The sequence below is a fragment of the Reichenbachiella versicolor genome (assembly GCF_003171675.1).
In the GTDB taxonomy this organism is placed as follows: Bacteria; Bacteroidota; Bacteroidia; order Cytophagales; family Cyclobacteriaceae; genus Reichenbachiella; species Reichenbachiella versicolor.
In genome coordinates, this window is record NZ_QFZQ01000004.1 from 93,853 (window position 1) to 112,384 (window position 18,532).

9 protein-coding genes are annotated in these 18,532 nt (G+C 37.3%); 5 read left to right on the plus strand and 4 right to left on the minus strand.

Annotated features, from left to right (window positions below):
* Positions 1-2: 2 nt before the first annotated feature.
* Positions 3-989 (minus strand): type I glyceraldehyde-3-phosphate dehydrogenase, encoded by a 987-nt coding sequence (locus DKG80_RS10080; protein ID WP_109831218.1) that lies wholly within the window; start codon positions 987-989, stop codon positions 3-5.
* Positions 990-2,106: 1,117 nt separating this feature from the next.
* On the opposite strand from DKG80_RS10080, the gene DKG80_RS10085 reads away from it, so the two are divergent.
* The 5 genes from DKG80_RS10085 to DKG80_RS10105 all read left to right on the plus strand — a co-directional run bounded on the left by DKG80_RS10085 (position 2,107) and on the right by DKG80_RS10105 (position 10,255).
* Positions 2,107-4,755 (plus strand): S8 family serine peptidase, encoded by a 2,649-nt coding sequence (locus DKG80_RS10085; protein WP_109831219.1) that lies wholly within the window; start codon positions 2,107-2,109, stop codon positions 4,753-4,755.
* A gap of 428 nt (positions 4,756-5,183) precedes the next feature.
* Positions 5,184-7,556: a TonB-dependent receptor gene (locus DKG80_RS10090; RefSeq protein WP_109831220.1), complete on the plus strand. Its 2,373-nt coding sequence runs from the start codon at positions 5,184-5,186 to the stop codon at positions 7,554-7,556.
* A 5-nt stretch (positions 7,557-7,561) separates the two neighbouring features.
* Entirely contained in the window at positions 7,562-8,422 is an 861-nt protein-coding gene (locus DKG80_RS10095) for a DUF4249 domain-containing protein (protein WP_109831221.1), read from the plus strand.
* A 15-nt stretch (positions 8,423-8,437) separates the two neighbouring features.
* The gene (locus DKG80_RS10100) at positions 8,438-9,478 is read left to right on the plus strand and encodes a sensor histidine kinase (RefSeq protein ID WP_109831222.1); all 1,041 of its coding nucleotides are present in this window, start codon (positions 8,438-8,440) and stop codon (positions 9,476-9,478) included.
* Between the two features lie 6 nt (positions 9,479-9,484).
* Positions 9,485-10,255 (plus strand): LytR/AlgR family response regulator transcription factor, encoded by a 771-nt coding sequence (locus tag DKG80_RS10105; protein WP_109831223.1) that lies wholly within the window; start codon positions 9,485-9,487, stop codon positions 10,253-10,255.
* A 405-nt stretch (positions 10,256-10,660) separates the two neighbouring features.
* On the opposite strand, the gene DKG80_RS10115 is transcribed toward DKG80_RS10105, so the two are convergent.
* From DKG80_RS10115 to DKG80_RS10125, 3 genes are all read right to left on the minus strand, one after another.
* A complete protein-coding gene (locus DKG80_RS10115; RefSeq protein WP_109831225.1) occupies positions 10,661-15,637 on the minus strand; it encodes a DNA repair ATPase in 4,977 nt (1,658 codons plus the stop codon).
* An 89-nt stretch (positions 15,638-15,726) separates the two neighbouring features.
* Positions 15,727-17,892, minus strand: coding sequence for a flotillin family protein (locus DKG80_RS10120; RefSeq protein WP_109831226.1), 2,166 nt, complete (start codon positions 17,890-17,892; stop codon positions 15,727-15,729).
* A 13-nt stretch (positions 17,893-17,905) separates the two neighbouring features.
* A complete protein-coding gene (locus DKG80_RS10125) occupies positions 17,906-18,517 on the minus strand; it encodes an OB-fold-containig protein (RefSeq protein WP_109831227.1) in 612 nt (203 codons plus the stop codon).
* Positions 18,518-18,532: the final 15 nt, after the last annotated feature.

Sequence of the window (18,532 nt, forward strand, 5' to 3'; positions counted from 1 at the left end):
CGTTACAGTTCTAATATTTGTCGGATCATTTGATTTGTAAATCCCCACTCATTGTCATACCAAGTGAGTACTTTGAGTAGATTACCATCTACCACCTTCGTCATCGACAGATCTGCGATGGATGCATATGGGCTTTTAATAATATCCGAAGAGACCAATTCATCATAAGTAGCCTTGAATACTTGATTATATCTATCCGTATTGGCTTCTTGGATCAGAATTTCGTTGACTTCCTCAGCAGAAGTGTTTTGACTAGTCACTAGTGTAATGTCTGACAAAGACCCAACCGCTACTGGTACTCGTACTGCCATTCCGTCAAACTTGCCACCGTACTGAGGAAGAGCTTTGGTGGTGGCTTTAGCAGCTCCAGTAGTAGTAGGGATGATATTGTTTAAAGCAGACCTTCCCATTCTGTGGTTGCTAGACGGACTATCCACCGTTTTATTGGATGCCGTATCAGCATGAATAGTCGTCATGATTGCTTTTTCGATACCGATTCTACGACCTAATATCTCAATTACTGGACTGATATTGTTCGTAGTACAACTAGCGCATGAAAAAACGTTGGTTTTACCATCATCTGTATTGACGCCATGTACGACCGTCGGAACGTCCGGACTCTTGGTAGGACCTGATAAGACGACAGTCTTTGCTCCAGCTTTGATGTGTTTCTCAGCATCCTCTTGATTCGTGAAGAACCCTGTACTTTCAATAACTACATCTATTTTCAGATCTTCCCAAGGAAGCTGTGATGGATCTCTTTCACTGAAGTAAGGAATCGAATTTCCGTCTACATCTAGTTTACCATTATTGACTTCGACTGACTTTTCATATATGCCATGTACAGTATCATACTTGAGTAAGTAAGCAATGTTGTCAATAGGTGCGATATCATTCACCGCAACTAAATCTAGTTCTGGTGTATCCTGAATGATCTTTAATGAGGCTCTTCCGATTCTGCCTAGTCCGTTTATGGCGACTCTTTTCATTGTAAATATGCTTTTAATTAATTATTTGTTAGACTATACGGTCTAAAACGAGGTTGTTTAAAAAAGGTTGTTAATGTGATTGATCTTATTGAACATTTTTAACAAACTAGCTTTTATTTCATTGGTGAGATCAGCTTAAAACAATCATCTAATCTCAATGCTTTTCTCTAATAAAAGAGTGAACGACTTTAGATGAATCTATTTGGAGGGGATTTTTACTTAAGGTATTATATTCAATCCTTAGTAGAGGAGGATAATATTGGGAGAAGGTTAAGTCACTATCATAATCTGACAGTTTTTATTTTTCAGACCAAAGTCATTGATAAGTCGCCGTAAAAAATATTTTTTTTAGGATATTTTCTGACTTGAAGCGCAAAAATTCTTTTTTGCTCTGCGCCAGCTGGATAATTGTGAAAAAAATCTTTTTTGGACTAATTCAGCTGGATAACTCGACAAAATTTCTTTTTTGGACCAAATCAGTCAGATTTTCACGCAAATATTTTTTGGGAGGACCAATTCAGCTGGATTGTTGAGCGAAGAAAATTTACGGACATTAATCCAGCCGGATTATTCGAAAAAAGATCTTTTTTGCTTCTCGCCAGCTGGATTACTCAAAATGAAAAATTCACGAGCTTCAAGTCACTGTAGTTGGTCAAAAATCTTTTTTTAACCGTTCAGAGCAATTATATTCTCTTGTCTCCAATGTCATTGCCCTTGTCTGTAAACATAAATTCTCACTTTTTTAAATTGATCTAAAAACTTGTGTTGGAATAGTTCAATTAATTTAATATGTGTATTACTTGTAAATCGGGTAGGTGCAATTATTTATCTGTAATATGGTTTTATTAATAGTGGGTATGATTAGTTTTTTTATTAACCGTTTTACAGGATGTATCGCTTTTTTGCAATTGTACCGTTATTTATAAAATACATTTAATATTTCTTATAAAACTATTTTTAAGTCTATTTATTTTTAGAAAAATGCTATTAATTACTCAAAAAGCAATCTATAAGCTGCGAAATGGTATGTTTTAGAGTTTTTTTCCTAGATACCTTTGGCCTGATCTTGCACGGTCAAAACAATCATTTTTTATTATAATTTTATAACATCCTTAAAATGAAAAACAGGTTTACAAACTGGAAAATATTAATTATTTTCCTATTTGGCATTTCATTAAATGCAATTGCTCAAACTGATTTAGAGAAAAGTCGTATCCAGAAAAATTCTAATTATGAAAAACTTCAGGATATGAAGAAAACTCTAGCATCAGAAGCGAAAAAACAACAAAGCAAAGCGATAAAGCAAGCAAAAAAGAACGGATGGGTGGTACGTGAAACCACTAAAGATGGAGCTATCATCGAACTGCATAAAGTAGAGAATGGGAAACCGATCTATTTTAAAACAGATAATGCCAATGCTGCTGTATCTACACGTGTTAATCACCTAAACTCAGGAGGTTCTTTGAGGTTATCACTTGATGGAAAGAACATGACTGCACATGTATGGGATGGGGGAGTTGCTCGACCTTCACATCAGGAATATGACGGACCTGGAGGAACTGATAGATTCTCTATTGGTGATGGTTCTAATACTCTAAACTTTCATGCTGCCCATGTGACGGGAACCATTATGGCTTCTGGGGTGGTTCCAGAAGCTAGAGGAATGGCACCATCTTCTAAAGTGATAGGTTCTGATTGGAATGCTGACTTAGCAGAAATGGCTTCTGCCGCATCTGATGGTATGATTCTTTCTAATCATTCGTATGGATATGGTACACGAGATGATTTTGGAAATGTAGTCTTACCTCAGCATTACTTTGGAGGGTATATAGAAGAATCCAGAGATATTGATGAGATCATGTTCAATGCTCCTTACTACTTGATGGTCTCATCAGCAGGTAATGATGGCGAAGATGATACGGCTAATGAAGATCCAACAGGTGGATTTGGCTTTGATAAATTAACCGCTTATTCTACTGCTAAAAACAATCTAGTCATAGCAAGTGCTCGTGATGCAGTCATCAACGCAGATGGTTCTTTAGATACAGTGGCTATCAGTGCATTTAGTAGTGAAGGACCTACTGATGATTTTAGAATTAAACCAGATATAGCAGGTAATGGACAGGATGTATTTTCTTCATATCATGCATTTGATTCTCACTATGCTACGATATCGGGTACTTCTATGTCTTCTCCGAATGTAACAGGTTCTTTACTTCTATTGCAAGAGCATCATAACAACCTGAATGGTACTATGATGAAAGCTGCAACGCTTAAAGGACTAGCACTACATACAGCTGATGATGCAGGTGTACCTGGTCCTGATGCAGTATTTGGATGGGGACTTTTGAACACTAAAAAAGCAGCTGAAGCTATTTCAGGTAAAGGAAGCAATACAATAATCAGAGAGTTGTTTTTATCATCTGGTCAAACGTATTCATTTACTGTGAAAGCAGATGCTGATAGCTCTACTCCGTTAATGGCTTCTATATCTTGGACAGATAGAGCTGGTGAGCCTAATACGATAGTTAACTCTACAGTGCCTGTGTTGGTCAATGACCTCGATATAAGAGTGTCAAAAGGTGGTGCGAAGAGCTTTCCTTACAGATTGACAGGAGCGTTGACCAATTCAAGATCTGACAATACGGTTGATCCTTTTGAAAGAGTTGATGTTGACAATGCTTCAGGAATGTACACAGTGACTATTTCTCACAAAGGTTCATTAGAAGGAGGAAGTCAAGATTATTCGATAATCATAACAGGTGTTGAAGTAAATGAATTCACTTGTGATGCAAGAGTACCAACAGGTTTAGAGTTTTCTAATAGTGTACTTAGCTGGGATTTAGTACCAAAGGCTACTTATACCATTAAGTATCGTAAAAAAGGAACGGCTGATTGGACAGTAGTATCAAGCAATAAGACTTCAATTCCTCTTGAAGATTTGGAATGGGATACTCAATATGAGGCGCATATAAAAAGTACCTGTAGCAACTCAAAAAGTTCTGCATACACGGCACCATTTAAGTTTACAACTGCCCCTGAGCCACCTATTTCGTACTGTAACACCAGAGGATTGTCAGTCGCTGATGAGTGGATTGATATGATTTCTTTTGCAGGAATGGAAAACACTTCAGGTAGTGACGGAGGATATGCGGACTTTACCTCAAGTGTAGCGACTGTGACTAAAGGTGAATCATATGTGTTTACAGCTAGAGCTGGATTTGCAGGCATAGCATATACAGATCACTTTAAGGCTTGGATCGATTATGATCAGAATGGTGTATTTGAAGATTCTGAGGAGATTTTTGCTGAAGCTTCTTCGTCTACTGTTGATAGAATCGGTAGTGTAACTATTCCAGTTTCGGCATTAGAAGGAGATACTAGAATGAGAGTATCGATGAAATATAATGCTGATCCTAATCCGTGTGAAACTTTCCAATATGGTGAAGTAGAAGACTATACTGTAAAGATTCTAGGAAGTGGAGCGAGAGCTTCATCAAATGCTAGATCAATAGATGGTTCTAGTTTGGAGCAGAGCTTTGGTACTATTGTTACTATATCTCCTAACCCTGCTAAGGATTATTTGACTATCGAAGGATTTGATACACCTAAGTCTGTACAGGTTTATTCATCTACTGGAGTTAAAATTCACGGTTGTACATTGACAGAATCAAAAGTGGATATTTCTAGCTTGAGTCAAGGTATATACCTGATCATCGTAGAGATGGAAGGTGGAACTTTCAAAACTAGATTCATTAAAGAATAATCACCCTTGGAGTTCAACTAATAACTATGAAGATCATCTCCTTTGGAAGGTTTGACTTTTAGTTTTAACTGGACTCCTTGTTTAAAATTTATTATAGTGATTAATAGCTGAAACTATTTCAGCGAATAGTTGATTCTTCCCTTTGATATCGAAAGATTGATATAGGGAAGAATTTTTTGGTTTAAAGACTTAGCCTGTTTGTTTTGGTCACATGTCGATGCCTCATTATATTTAATTGACTGACCTTTGAGCCTTATATAATACTAATTCAAAGTGAGGTATAACTTTCTATTCTGAAATTAAATCTCTTCATACGATTCGAAAATTCAATTGCAGGATTCGGAAAGTAGAATGCAGGCTTGAGTAGTAATCTCTTTTTATCCATATCGCTGTTCATTCATTTTGATGTCAACAAACACATAATCAACATGAAGAACAAACTGCTTTTATTAGTCATTTTTCATTGGTCTATGACTACTTATAGTCAAGAGCAAGTACGAATGGCAGGGTATGTCAAGGACGGTACTAATGGAGAGGACCTGATAGGTGCTACTGTACTTATCAAAGAATCGGGATTAGGTAGTGTTACGAATTTGTACGGTTTTTATTCTATTGTGATGTCACCAGGGGATTATACCATCAAGGTGAGCTATGTCGGTTATCAAACGTATGAAAAACAGATTTCAATTCATTCAGATGAGACTCTCAATATTGAGCTAACGCCAGAGGCTGATCTCTTAGGAGAAGTTGTGGTAAGTGCAGAGGCGCTCAACCAGAATGTCACTAAAAATGAAATGAGTACAGCAAAAATATCTGCTGCTACTGTCAAACAAATTCCATCTATATTGGGAGAGCCTGATGTTATTAGGTCTCTTCAACTAATGCCAGGAATCACGACGGTAGGAGATGGAGCCTCTGGGTTTAATGTGAGAGGAGGATCTGCTGATCAAAACCTTATACTCTTAGATGAAGGTCTCATTTATAGTAGTTCTCACCTTTTAGGATTGTTTTCTACCATAAATGTTGATGCGACTAAAGATGTCAAAGTTTATAAAGGGGGAATTCCTGCTCGCTATGGAGGACGTCTTAGTTCCGTACTAGACATACGTCAAAAAGAGGGTAATCTCAAGGAGTTTTCAGGAGAAGGGGGAGTTAGTCTGATTTCAGCAAGGATTTTGGCTGAAGGACCTATTGTAAAAGACAAAGGGTCTTATATGATAGCAGCTCGTAGGTCATATGGTGATGCATTGCTAAGGCTTGCAGGCAATAAAAATACTGCTTATTTCTATGATCTGAATATGAAAACAAATTATCGTATCAATGAGCGAAACCGTGTGTTTTTGAGCGGGTATTTTGGACGCGACAGATTTGATTTAGACGGAATAGTGAGCAATGGGTGGGGTAATGCGACAGGTACTTTGCGGTGGAACACTGTTTTGACCAATCGACTTTTTATCAATGTATCTGCTATCTACAGTAATTATGATTATATCATAGATGATTTGGTCACAGGTGCAGAAAATCGACTTACTTCCAATATCATTAATTATCACCTCACCAGTAATTTAACTTATTACTTAGGAGGAGATGGTCATTTAGAATTTGGGGTAGACCAAAGATGGCATTTGTTCAAGCCAGGAGAGATAGAACCACTAAAGGGTTCGGGTATTGCTGCCGAGAGTTTGGATGAAAAACATGCAGTAGAGCAGGGAAGCTATTTGAGTTACAATGAAACGCTAGGGAAGCTATCATTTAATATAGGAGTGAGGTATTCAAGATTTGCTCGAACAGGTTCACAGTCAATCCTAAGCTATGAAAATGAAAATCCAGTTGTCTACAACAATAGTTTACAGAGATATGAATCAGGGGTTGAGACAGGGACAATTGCTTATGATAGTAATGAAAATATCAGAGTATTTAATAACTGGGAGCCACGTCTTGGATTGACTTATGTCATCAACGATCAACAGTCAGTGAAGATGAGCTACAATCGTATGTATCAATACCTTCATCTCATCTCAAATACCACAGCCCCGACCCCATTAGATATTTGGGCACCTTCAGGTCCTTATATCGAGCCTCAAATGGCTGACCAATATGCTATTGGGTATTTCAGGAATACTAGAGATAATCGTTTTGAATTTTCAGCAGAACTCTATTATAAAAAGATCAAAAACATGGTTGACTATATAGATGGAGCTGACATTTTCGCTAATAATCAAATAGAGACAGTTTTACTCAATGGAGATGGTCGTGCATATGGACTTGAGTTGTTTCTGAAGAAGAAGACTGGAAGATTAACAGGTTGGATTAGTTATACACTTTCAAGAAGTCAAAGAAAAGTATTGGGTCTTCAGCAAGGTGATCAAGGTATCAATGAAGGAAGATGGTATTCCTCTAATTTTGATAAGCCTCATGATTTATCAATGACCGCTATTTATGATCTGAGTAAGAGGTGGACATTTTCTGGTAATTTCATCTTTGCTTCTGGAGCGCCTACGACTTACCCTAAAGGTAGGTATTCATATGCAGGTATTTTCGTTCCTCATTACCAAGGCCGAAATCAAGAAAGACTTCCCGCATATCATCGTCTAGATTTATCTGTAACTATGAGATCTAGATCTAAAAAAGGAAAAGAGAGTCATAGTGAATGGGTTTTTGGGTTGTACAACGCTTACGGCCGCAAAAATGCCAACAGTATATTTTTCAAAGAAGACGAAGAAAACCGAGGTGAAACTAAATCATATAAAAGCTACCAATTCGGTATTACACCTAATATCACTTACAACTTTAAATTCTAATTATCATGAAAATCAATTTTTCAATTTTGCAATACTTTTCTTTTTGTTTGTTAGTCTTAATGTTATCAGCCTGTAGTGAAGAAGTAACTGTTAAATTACCCTCTAGCGAGAATATTCTCGTAGTGGAGGGAAGAGTAGAATTCAATGAAAGTTTGACAGAGCAGTCTATTAACTTGTCGATCCTGGGAGATTTTTATTCAAATAAGATCAATGAGCCAGTTATAGACGCTACTGTATGGGTCGTAGAAGGACAGTCAGGTGATACTTACGAGTTTGAGAATCGAAATAATGGACTCTATACCAATGCTCTCTTGGTAGGGAAAGTTGGCGAATTATACACACTTCATGTTGAATGGAATAACGAAGTGTATGAGGCATCAGAACAACTATTGCCGGTAGCATCCATTGATTCTATATATAGTCTGGAAGTTGCGACTAACACTTTTGATGATGGGGGGGATAAAATAGCGATAGATTTTAGTGATCCTAAAGGAATAGCTAACTACTATTTCTGGGAAAACTATCAAGATGGAGAATTGAATGTAGTACCTGATCCGGGAGCTAAGTTCAACTATATTCTCCCTGATGTGTACTTTGATGGTCAAAAAATAGAAGGGTATGTGACCAACGAAGAAATGGTCATAGAGCTAGGGCAACCAATTACAGTAAAACAAATTGGAATTTCGAAAACGGTATATGATTACTACTATTTGCTTTTTGATCAGGCTGGACGTACAGGGACTTTGTTTGATACACCTCCTGCACCAGTAAGAGGAAATATCAAAAACTTAACTAATCCTAATCATTATGCTCTTGGATATTTTTATGCTTCTCAAGTAGATGAGGCTATGTTTGTTCTGGAATAAGGAACTGTATTAGAAATGATTAGAGATCTTCAGATAGTTAAAGATAAGCGTTATGCATTTTTTTATCTTTTTACAGCAGTAGTTATAGCGACCTTGTTGGCTATCGAAGAATTGACTTCAGGGGACTATACTTATCTCGAGGAAGTGTTTCAGGAATTTTTGACTGATGTACCAGTATTCTTTTTAGTGACCATTTTTATAAGTTTAGTGGGATATGGCATTATTAAATTGTTGAATCAATTGTGCTCTTGGGAGAAGGATAGTTTACGGAGGTTCTTTTATGAAATTATGATCGTCATACTACTGGTAGCTATTTTCACAGTAATAACTAACCTAATAGATAGAGGAGAAGAAGATAATGATGAAGCTAAGTTCTTACTATTGACTATTCTACTTTACTTTATCGATATCTCTATGATTTTCGCTTTTCATGAATATATGGCTCTAAATGCAGATAAACAGGCAATCAGTACAGTAGCTAAGGATCTAGAGAGGCAAAATGTAATGTCACAATTTGAAGCATTGAAAAATCAGGTCAATCCACACTTCTTATTCAATTGTCTAAATGTACTTTCAAGTTTGATTTATAAGGATATTGATCTTTCGGATAAATTCATTCGGAAGTTTTCAGAGGTGTTTAGGTATTTATTGGAGTTGAACACGGGAGAACTGGTGTCATTAAGAAAAGAGGTTGGTTTTATCGAGTCTTATATTTTTCTTCAAAAAATAAGACATGGTGATTGCATATTGGTAGATCAAAATATCAGAGAAGAGGATATGTCTCTTAAAATCCCTCCTATGGCTTTGCAGATTGTTGTTGAAAATGCATTCAAGCACAACATAATTTCAGATCTTCATCCATTAACTATTAAAATCTTTTCAAAAGATGGTAGGTTGATGATAAAGAACAATTTTCAACTTCGTACTAGGCAAGAAGATTCTATTGGGATAGGTCAACGAAACCTTCTTAATAGATATAAAATAATGGGAACAGCATTGCCAGATTTTTATATTGAGGAGACAGACTATGTAGCTGAGCTACCTTTGATAAATTAGGGTGAAATGGAAGTAGTAATTGTAGAGGACGAAGTTTTAGCATCAGATAAGTTGGAAATGATGTTATTAGCTATCGATCCAGTATTGAAGATCAAGGCAGTATTGCGGTCTGTTGAGGAAGCTACAGATTGGTTTATGATGAATCAATGCGACCTTATTTTTCTTGATATCAATTTGTCTGACGACTTGAGTTTCAAAATATTTCAAAAGGTAAAGGTGGACACACCAATTATTTTTACTACTGCTTATGGTGAATATGCACTGAAAGCTTTCGAGCAAAATAGTTTGGCTTATTTACTGAAACCTATAGACAAAGAGGAGTTACGAAACAGTATTAATAAATATCACCGATTGAAGAATGCTGACATTGAAAAGATCAAAAAAGTAATGAGTCATCTTGTTCTAGGTACCGAAGGACCATCTTTTAGTCATTCCAAACGTACTCGGTTTACAGTGACTTACGGAGGTAAAATGAGGTCAATTGCTGTAAAGGATATTGCATTGTTTTTAGTCAAGGATAAAGCAGTATATATGGTGACATTTGCTGGTCAGAAATATTTGATGGATGAGACTATGGAAGTTGTTGCGTCACAGCTGTCAGATAACTTTTTTCGAGTTAATAGACAGTATATTGTTTGTCTAGAAGCCATAGAATCAATTATTCCATATTCCACTCGTAAGTTGAAGATTGAAGTTCAAGTAGATGTCTCTGAGTCGATAGTTGTACCTGCTGATAAAGTAAAATCTTTTAAAGAATGGTTTAAGGGAAGCATTTGAGTTATTGTATTTCATGAATTGAAAGACCAATAAAATAGGCCAAGAAATAGTATCCAAAATAACAATCGGACTACCTTAAATAAACGTGTCTCAAAAAAGGGTTTATAGCTATGTTTTTCATCAGAAATATTAACTGACAAAGTAGCCTTAGTTTGCTTTCTTTTTTTTAGGGTGTCAGAATAGACCTCTTTGACTTTCTCGAATACTTTTTTAGGCTTGCGTGTGTAGACTTCTTTACGCATACCAAATCCCATAGTTAGTGAGTTTAGATGTTACTAAGTAAGTGTATTAGCCTTCAATCAGTTTAGGCTTATCTAGTACACTGAGCGATAGCGAAAAATTGCAATCTATTAGCAGGTTTTTCGCTATTGCTCAGTGTAAAGTGAGGAAATGAAAATGGAGCAATTACTCCTTAGATTTAGTCTTTCTGGTTTTTGGCGCTGCTTTCACCTCATCGTTAGTGTTGCTTTCAGATTGAATAAAGACTCTAGGTTGAACTTTTTTATTCTTGATCGTTTCAGTCAATCCGGTAAGTGTATCCGCAATTGTGTCAAGGCTATTCGCCAACTGTGCGTTTTGACCGAATCCTAATTTCTTCTGTCTATCTAAGAAGGTGTTTAAGATTAACGCCCATCTCTCTTCATCTGCTTCACTTAATATTCCTTGTAGTTCTTTGAGTTTGAGGAGGTTTGCTTCAGCGTTTGAAGTCAAAGTCTGTGCTTCATTTTCATAGTGACTGACAATGATCGTATCAACTTCTTCCTCGTTCATCATAGGAAGTATTTTTTCAGCCATCTTGTTCATATCACGATAAGAGCCCTGTAGTTTAAATGGAGGTTCTACTCTATACTCATCAGCCATGGCGGCAGATTTGATATAGAGTAAGTTTACTTTTAAAACAGCGTCTCTGGCTCTTAGTAAATGCTTGATTATTGCTACATATTCTTGTAGCTCATCTGCAGTATGATTGCCTTCGAACTTCAGACCTTCTGCAGTACCCGTTTCAGCCATTTTGATGACGGACTGAACATCATCGATACTTCTGGAAACTAGTTTACCTAAAATCGGATTTGAGGTTAGACAGTTTTCTATGTAGCTAAGTTTGAAAACTTCTTCATTTTCACCTATGACATCTCCAAGGTTGTAAGTATCAGCACGATTCGTCAACATGTCCGGTATCTGGAATTTTTCGCCAGACTCAGTGTATGGGTTACCAGCCATGACTACACAAACTTTCTTTCCTCTGAAATCATAGGTCTTAGTTTTTCCTTTGTAGACACCTTCGATTTTACGCTGTCCATCACACATGGAAATGAACTTTTGTAGTAATTCAGGGTTGCAATGCTGAATGTCATCTAGGTAGATCATTACATTGTTTCCCATTTCAAAGGACAAATTCAACTTCTGAAGCTCCTCCGCTGAAGCGGCATTTGGTGCATCGGCGGGGTCAAGAGAAGTTACTTCATGTCCAATAGCAGGTCCATTGATTTTCATGAAGATTACACCCAGACGACTGGCTATGTATTCCATCAAGGTAGTTTTACCATATCCTGGAGGAGATATCAATAACAATAGCCCCATTAAGTCTGTACGTTTATTGTCTCCTGCTGATCCCATTTGTTTAGCAAGGTTGGCACCGATTAGAGGGAAGTAGACTTTGTCAATTAGTTTGTTTCTTACGAAAGAGGCCAGTACTCTAGGTTTAAACTCATGGAGCTTTAGCTCCTCTTTATAGTTTTCTGTCAACTCTTTTTTGAGTTGCTGTAATTGTTCAAACCTTGGGACAGTATCTAGATTATATTGATTCAGTCTATTGGTGAACTTGTTGATTTGGAGTGTATAGTTATCTTCTTCTAGAAGTTTGTGATCTCCCTTCAATCCTTCTAGCTGTTTATCTAAGTTAGTGTGAAGAACTTGGTTTTCATTGAAGTGATTGTAGAGTAGGAGTGTAGCTATTTCGGATAAATGATCTTTGGAAATACTTTGCTTCGAATCACTACTTACATAGGAGTTTAGCCATTGAAAGATTAGACGAACAGCCAAGTCGGGTTGGTCTAGTAACGACTTTATCGAATCTTGATATTTTTTTTCTGCTTTAGCAGACTTAAGGTGTTTAGTAAATTCTTGATAACCAGAAGCAGCTTCTGAACTAATTGAAAACAGGTCATTGTTTCCTAGTTCTTCCACAAGATAACTTGCCAATTCAATGCTTTGTGTTTGGCCAAATAGTTTTAATACATCATAGTTGGTAATGTCCTTAGCGATATCATTTTTTAGCGCTTCAAACTCCCTAGATTCAGGGAATATGCTTAGAATAATTGCTGCAGATTTTATTTGATTATTGAAAGCTTCTTTGATTTCTGATTCGATACATGAGTTCCAGTAGAACATTGCAGCTGCTCTTGTAGTCGGATCGAATTTTAATACTCCAGCTACTTTATAGAGTTCTATCAGGTTGTCTAATATCAAATTCGCATCGAACTCATGAATACCTTTTACATATCCTTCTTGGAAACGTGCAGTCATTTCTTTTTGGATAGTTTTAATTCGGTCTTCGTCAGATAGGCTTAAATATTCATCAACCGAAAGTGAACCATCCAACGCAGTTAACTGATTGAATATTGAATAAGCTAAGAATTCTCCACGATAGATGTCTTTGTTTTCAGATACTATATTTTGATCCCAAAGGTCTGCTAAGCTCTTTAGTCCTTCATGGTTTATCTCTTCGAAGAAATCAGTACCTGCCAAATGAAAGTTTGGAACGCTATTCCGAACCACCATACTTAGGTCAAGCTCTAATTTATTCGTGTAGAATTTGTGATTCCCCATTGAGATAATGTTATCTCCATCAGCGAATAACTCAAGCTTATCCTTGAGTTGTCGGAGTACGTCTTCTTTAATAGTCTTAAGTTGACTACTAAGGTCATCAGCCTTTACAGTCTCATCCATTTCAACCAAGTCTTTGGCAATAGATCGAACTTTTTCTACCATCAAGTCAGAAGCGAAATAGCTGTTTATTTGTTCTTTGGACTTCATGCCTCCGGCCTTGTTTCGCACGGCGCTTAGTACTCTTTCGGCTGTTTGAAATAGCTGATTTGACTTTTTACTTCTTTGTTCAGTTAAGTATAGTTTTTTGGATTCGAAAGCATTGTAAACTTCTTCCCGCTTGGATGCTACTATATCAATAAACTCATCAAATTCTGAAAACTTACCTTCTAGTTCTTCAATTTGAACTATTAGCTTAGTCAAGTACTCTTGGCACTGTTCAGGCGTGTCAGATATGTCTAGGTAGTTGGCTACAGATTGCTCAAGTAGCTTTAATGTAGCATTGAACTCAGCTTTACCTTCATCAGATAGAAGCGATTTTCTTTTCTTGACTAATGAACCTTTGATTTGGTTGTACTCACCGTAAATCTCCGAGATATTTTCAATGATCTGGGTAGTTTGAGTAGCGTCAGTGATTTTCAGGTTGCTGACCGTTTCGATAAGTAGGTCGAGCTCATTAGCAATCTTTTCTCCAACTTGAATCAATTCATCCGCTTCTACTACTTTGGCTACTTCATCAATTTTAGTTTGGTATTCAGAAACCTTGTCTTTGAAAGGGTTTAAGGCATGTTCTTGCATCAAGAATCTGACGCAAGATTCGGATACGACATCAGAGGCTTTTGCTAATTCACCATCGTACTCGTCAAGCTTAGGTACATTGATGTATCGCAAGTCTTTTGAACTAATGACTTCACCACGAGACTCACGGATCTCTCCTAGAAGTTTAACATAGGCGTCAATGGTTCCAAAAGAAGCTTTTGATCTTTTGAGAATGTCACTAACAGATTTGCTTAGTTCCTTGAGTTTGAGTTGAGAGTTTTCTCTTATTCTTCGAACTTTCTCATATTCATCGACTGCAGACTCTGCTACTTTTCGAATACCTTCCAAAGGTTCTTTAAGATCGAACTCTTTTTGATCTCCAATCCAATAGTAGGTATCTATGATGTCTGTTGCCTTCTTGATGACATCGAGATATAAATCTCCATATATCTCATCTCGATTAACTAGATTAATGATTTCTTGACATTCAGCCATTGCCCTGACTACATCCTTGTTGCCTATTTTTTGTAAGCTTGACTTTTTCTTTTCAGGAGCTTTGAAGTTAGGTCCTGTAAACGGTGTCTGCCAGATTTGGACAGCATGGTGTTTCTTAGGCTCTTCATCTGCTTTGAATAAGCACATTTCGCCATTTTCAAAGATGGTAAACCCATGACAAACTATTGGGTTCTCTACTTTTTGAGAGATAATATTATAGTTCAATAGGAGGTAAATACCTTTTGCACGATTGTAGAACACATAGATGTAGTCTTCACCATTGATTGATGTTATCCTTCTTTCGAAGAGCATATTTGATAGCTCTAAGTCAAAGGTTTTATATTCTCCTGATTGCAAATAATAGCCATTGCTGAATATTAGGCCATGATTGTCTGGTAGCAACACGCAAGATTCGCTAATTGCGTCGATGCGTTTTACTTCCTTTAATTTTTCATTGAAAACCAGATATCTAGACTCTTCTTGATATGGGGTGATTTTCATGATGATGATATGCCCTAGTACAGCATAGTGAATTTCTCCATCTTCTAACGTCTGTTGCTTGTGCAAAACATCTTCACTGTAGATGCCTTCACCATCTTCGGTATTGTCTTCTATTTTGACAGTCAGATCGCCTCCGACAGTTTCTACGAAGACTCGTTCTTCTATCGAAATATGAGGGTGTAGACCATCTCTATAATGCTCTCTTCGGGTTTTTGTCCATTCAAATTCATGCTGAGTAGGGAAAACATATTCGTTGTCACTTCTATTATCAACGTAGATTAATTTATCTCCTTTAATTTCCCATTTGAAGGTTTTGATATCTTTCTCTTCTTTTCCGATTCTAAACACCATGTGTAGATTGATGCCTTGTATCGTGAAACGGAGGAATTGCGTGTTTTTGTAATATTTATATAGTTTATTATAGTCGTCTTCGAATACAGAATCATTTAAGATATCTGTGATTGGATGCTCGTGAAAAGCATGATCCTTGAATTCGAAATAGCTAAAAACATCTGTGATCTTGACATCTTTTCGAAGTCCCATGTTGACATTGTATCCAAAAAGGAACTTGTCACCAAGTGCGATCATATCCCAAGGGATACAGTTGTTTTCTGTGGTGATGCGCTCTGTGGCCATCACCTTGGTTTCTATTGTTCCAAAAACTTCTTTTCGCTCAGTATTAAGTGAGTTGAGATGTTCTGACAGTTCAGCAGAATGATTTACAATCCTATTGCGTAGCAGCTCGTAAGTTCCTGCTTCTAGATTACCTGAATTTTTGGGTGTAGTGGTCTCTTCGGCCATGGTCGTCGATAGATAAAATGAAAATAATGAGTAAAAAGAACTAGGGGAGTTGGTGCCCCTAGTCCATGGTAGGGTTAATTAGACCTTAATTAGATGTTGAGATCTTCAACTTTTGATTCTGATATGCCAAGAGCCTCTGATATTCCCCCCAATTGACGGAGTAAGTTCCTGTCATCTTGGTTATCAGCCTTATTAGTCAATTTTAAAAGTAGACTAGCTACACTCAAATCTTTGACGTCTTGGGCACTCATTCCAAATTGGCCAATAAAATCAGAAAGTCTTTTCTTGAAGCCATCACCGCTATCATTGCTAAAGAAAGTGTCTTTTACCTGTGTCAGAGTCTCGCTATGGCTCATCAGTTTGTCGACAGATTTACCTTTAGTGATTGATCCGACAATCTGATCGAAGAACATAGTTTCTCCACCAACAATGTCAATGTTAGCAGCTCTAAGCGCTTCTGAGATAACCTGAGCCTGCGATAGTGCAATCTCTTTTTGGATTGCGATTTTCGAAAGTTCGATTTCCTTCTCATTTTGGATTTGGATCTTGAATTCCTCGTGTCCTCTTCCAGCTTCGTCAAGAGCTTTCATAGCTTCTGCTTTCTCTTTGATGCCTTCAGCATCAGCACTGAACTTCTCATTCATTACACGAGCCTCAGCCATTCCAGCTTGCTCATCAGCAGCAGCTTTCATTTCAATTACTTTAGCTTCAGACTGTCCTTTTTCCAGATTTATTTTAGCATCAACGAGTCCTAGTTTTTCATCTGCTTCAGCTTGGGCTAAACCTTTCTCTCTTATACCTTTCGCTTCCGCTTCTGCTTGCATTTCTATCACAGAAGCAGCTGCTTCTCCTTCTTTCTCACTAGCAGCAGCTTTAGCCTCCATCACTTGAGCTTCAGACATACCAATCGCAGCTGCCTCAGCCGCTTGTGCTTCAGCCAGAGTTTTGGTAGCAGCAGCTTTGTGTAGAGCAGCGCTTTCTTCAGCTTGTGCATCGATCAATGCTTGCTTGGCATAGTGTTCAGAAGCTTGCTTCTTCGCTTCTGCATCTTTGATTTGCTTGACAAGAGCTTCCTCAGCGTCTTTTTCTGCAAGCGTGATGGCTACTTTCTTAGCTCTTTCAGCCTCGGCGATAGCTTCGATGTCTTTCATCTTTTCTTTCTCCTCGACTACTGTTTTCTCAATAGATACTCTCTCGCGTATCACATCTTGGATGTTTTTGCGCTCTTCTTCGACAGCTCTGATTTTTTCGATTTCAGCGATCTCTACAAGTCTTTGCTTTTCAGTTTCTTCAAGTTTTTTAGCTCGATCTACTTTTTCAGCTTCAACTGCTTCTGTTCGCTCCTTATTCTTTTCAGCAACTACTACTTCACGCAGTCTGTTTTGTTCAGCAACTTGAATCTCCTCTTCAGCTATAATTCTAGCTTTTTCGGCTTTGAGTCGTTCTTCTTCTTTGACTTTTGCTGCTTCGGCCTCTTCTCTTGACTGAATAGTCTCGATTTCTCGCTTCTGCTTAGCTTCTGCTTCAGCCTTTTGTTTGTCAAGTTCTAGAATAGTTTCTTGTGCCTCGACATCTTGCTTCTTAAGAGTTTTTTCCTTCTCTCTTTCGATCTGGTTAGACTTCATTTTTTCAGTAGCCGTCAGTTCGATGATCTTTTTGATACCTTGAGCATCAAGGATGTTTTTCTCATCAAGATCATACAGAGGAGTTTGTTCCAAGTAATCAATTGCACAGTCATCTAGTACGTATCCATTTAGATCTGTACCGATAATGTTCAAGATGTCTTGCTTGAAATCATCCCTACTATTGTAAAGCTCCACGAAGTCAAAGTTCTTACCTACAGTTTTCAGAGCTTCAGAAAACTTAGCGTCAAATAGTAGTTCTATTGACTCCTGATGAGAGGCTCTCAAACTACCAATGGATTGAGCAACTTGCTTTACATCTTCTACAGTTTGATTAACTCTCACAAAGAAGGTTACCTTGATATCTGCTCGCATATTGTCTTTACAGATCAAGCCTTCTTTTCCAGTTCTGGCTATCACAATTGTCTTTAATGTGATATCCATAATTTCGAGTTTGTGTATAACAGGGACTACAAACAGGCCGGAAAAAGAAACTTTTGTTCCTCCAAATCCAGTTCTTACTAATGCTTGTCCTTGTAATGCTTTTCTAAACATCTTGATAATCAGGATTAGTATCCCAATGGCAATTATTACAAGGGCAATTCCAACGGTCAAATAAATTTGTTCTGACATATTGTTAAATTAATTAAAGGGTATATGGTTCTACAATGTAGAAGTTGTGATCATTGGATTGCTGAATAATTAATGCAGTGCTTCCTTTTTCTACAACTTCTTGATTTTGAGTTTTTGCCGATATTAGAACAGAAGTTCCACCGACATTGATTTCTGCCTGACCTATTCTGTCAGATGTTATTCTGAGCTTGGCTGTGCACATTTTGCCAACTATGTCTTCAATAGCTTCGGTGTTTTTTCTTACTTTTTTATAAAATCGAGCTATTGGAATCGTAAAGAATTTAGCTATAAACAGGCTTCCAATCATTGTAGGTATAAATACAATAAGTTGAGGGAGCCATCCGAAGTAGCCTAAATAGTCATTGATTAATAAGGTAATCATCCATAATGGAATCGTGAAAAAAGTCACGAATATCATCAGTGGCATGTGTCCTATATTGAAAAATGATAATAGAGCTGCAAAGCCACTAATCTCAATATCTGTATCAATATCAATGTCGATATCTACAGCGTCAATATCAATCATACCAAGAATGGCAATCAACCAATATAGAATGACAAATAGGAACAGCATGGACGGGATCAGGTTAATACCTGAAAAGGCGAACTCTAGTAATTCAGACATAGGGTAATAGATGTG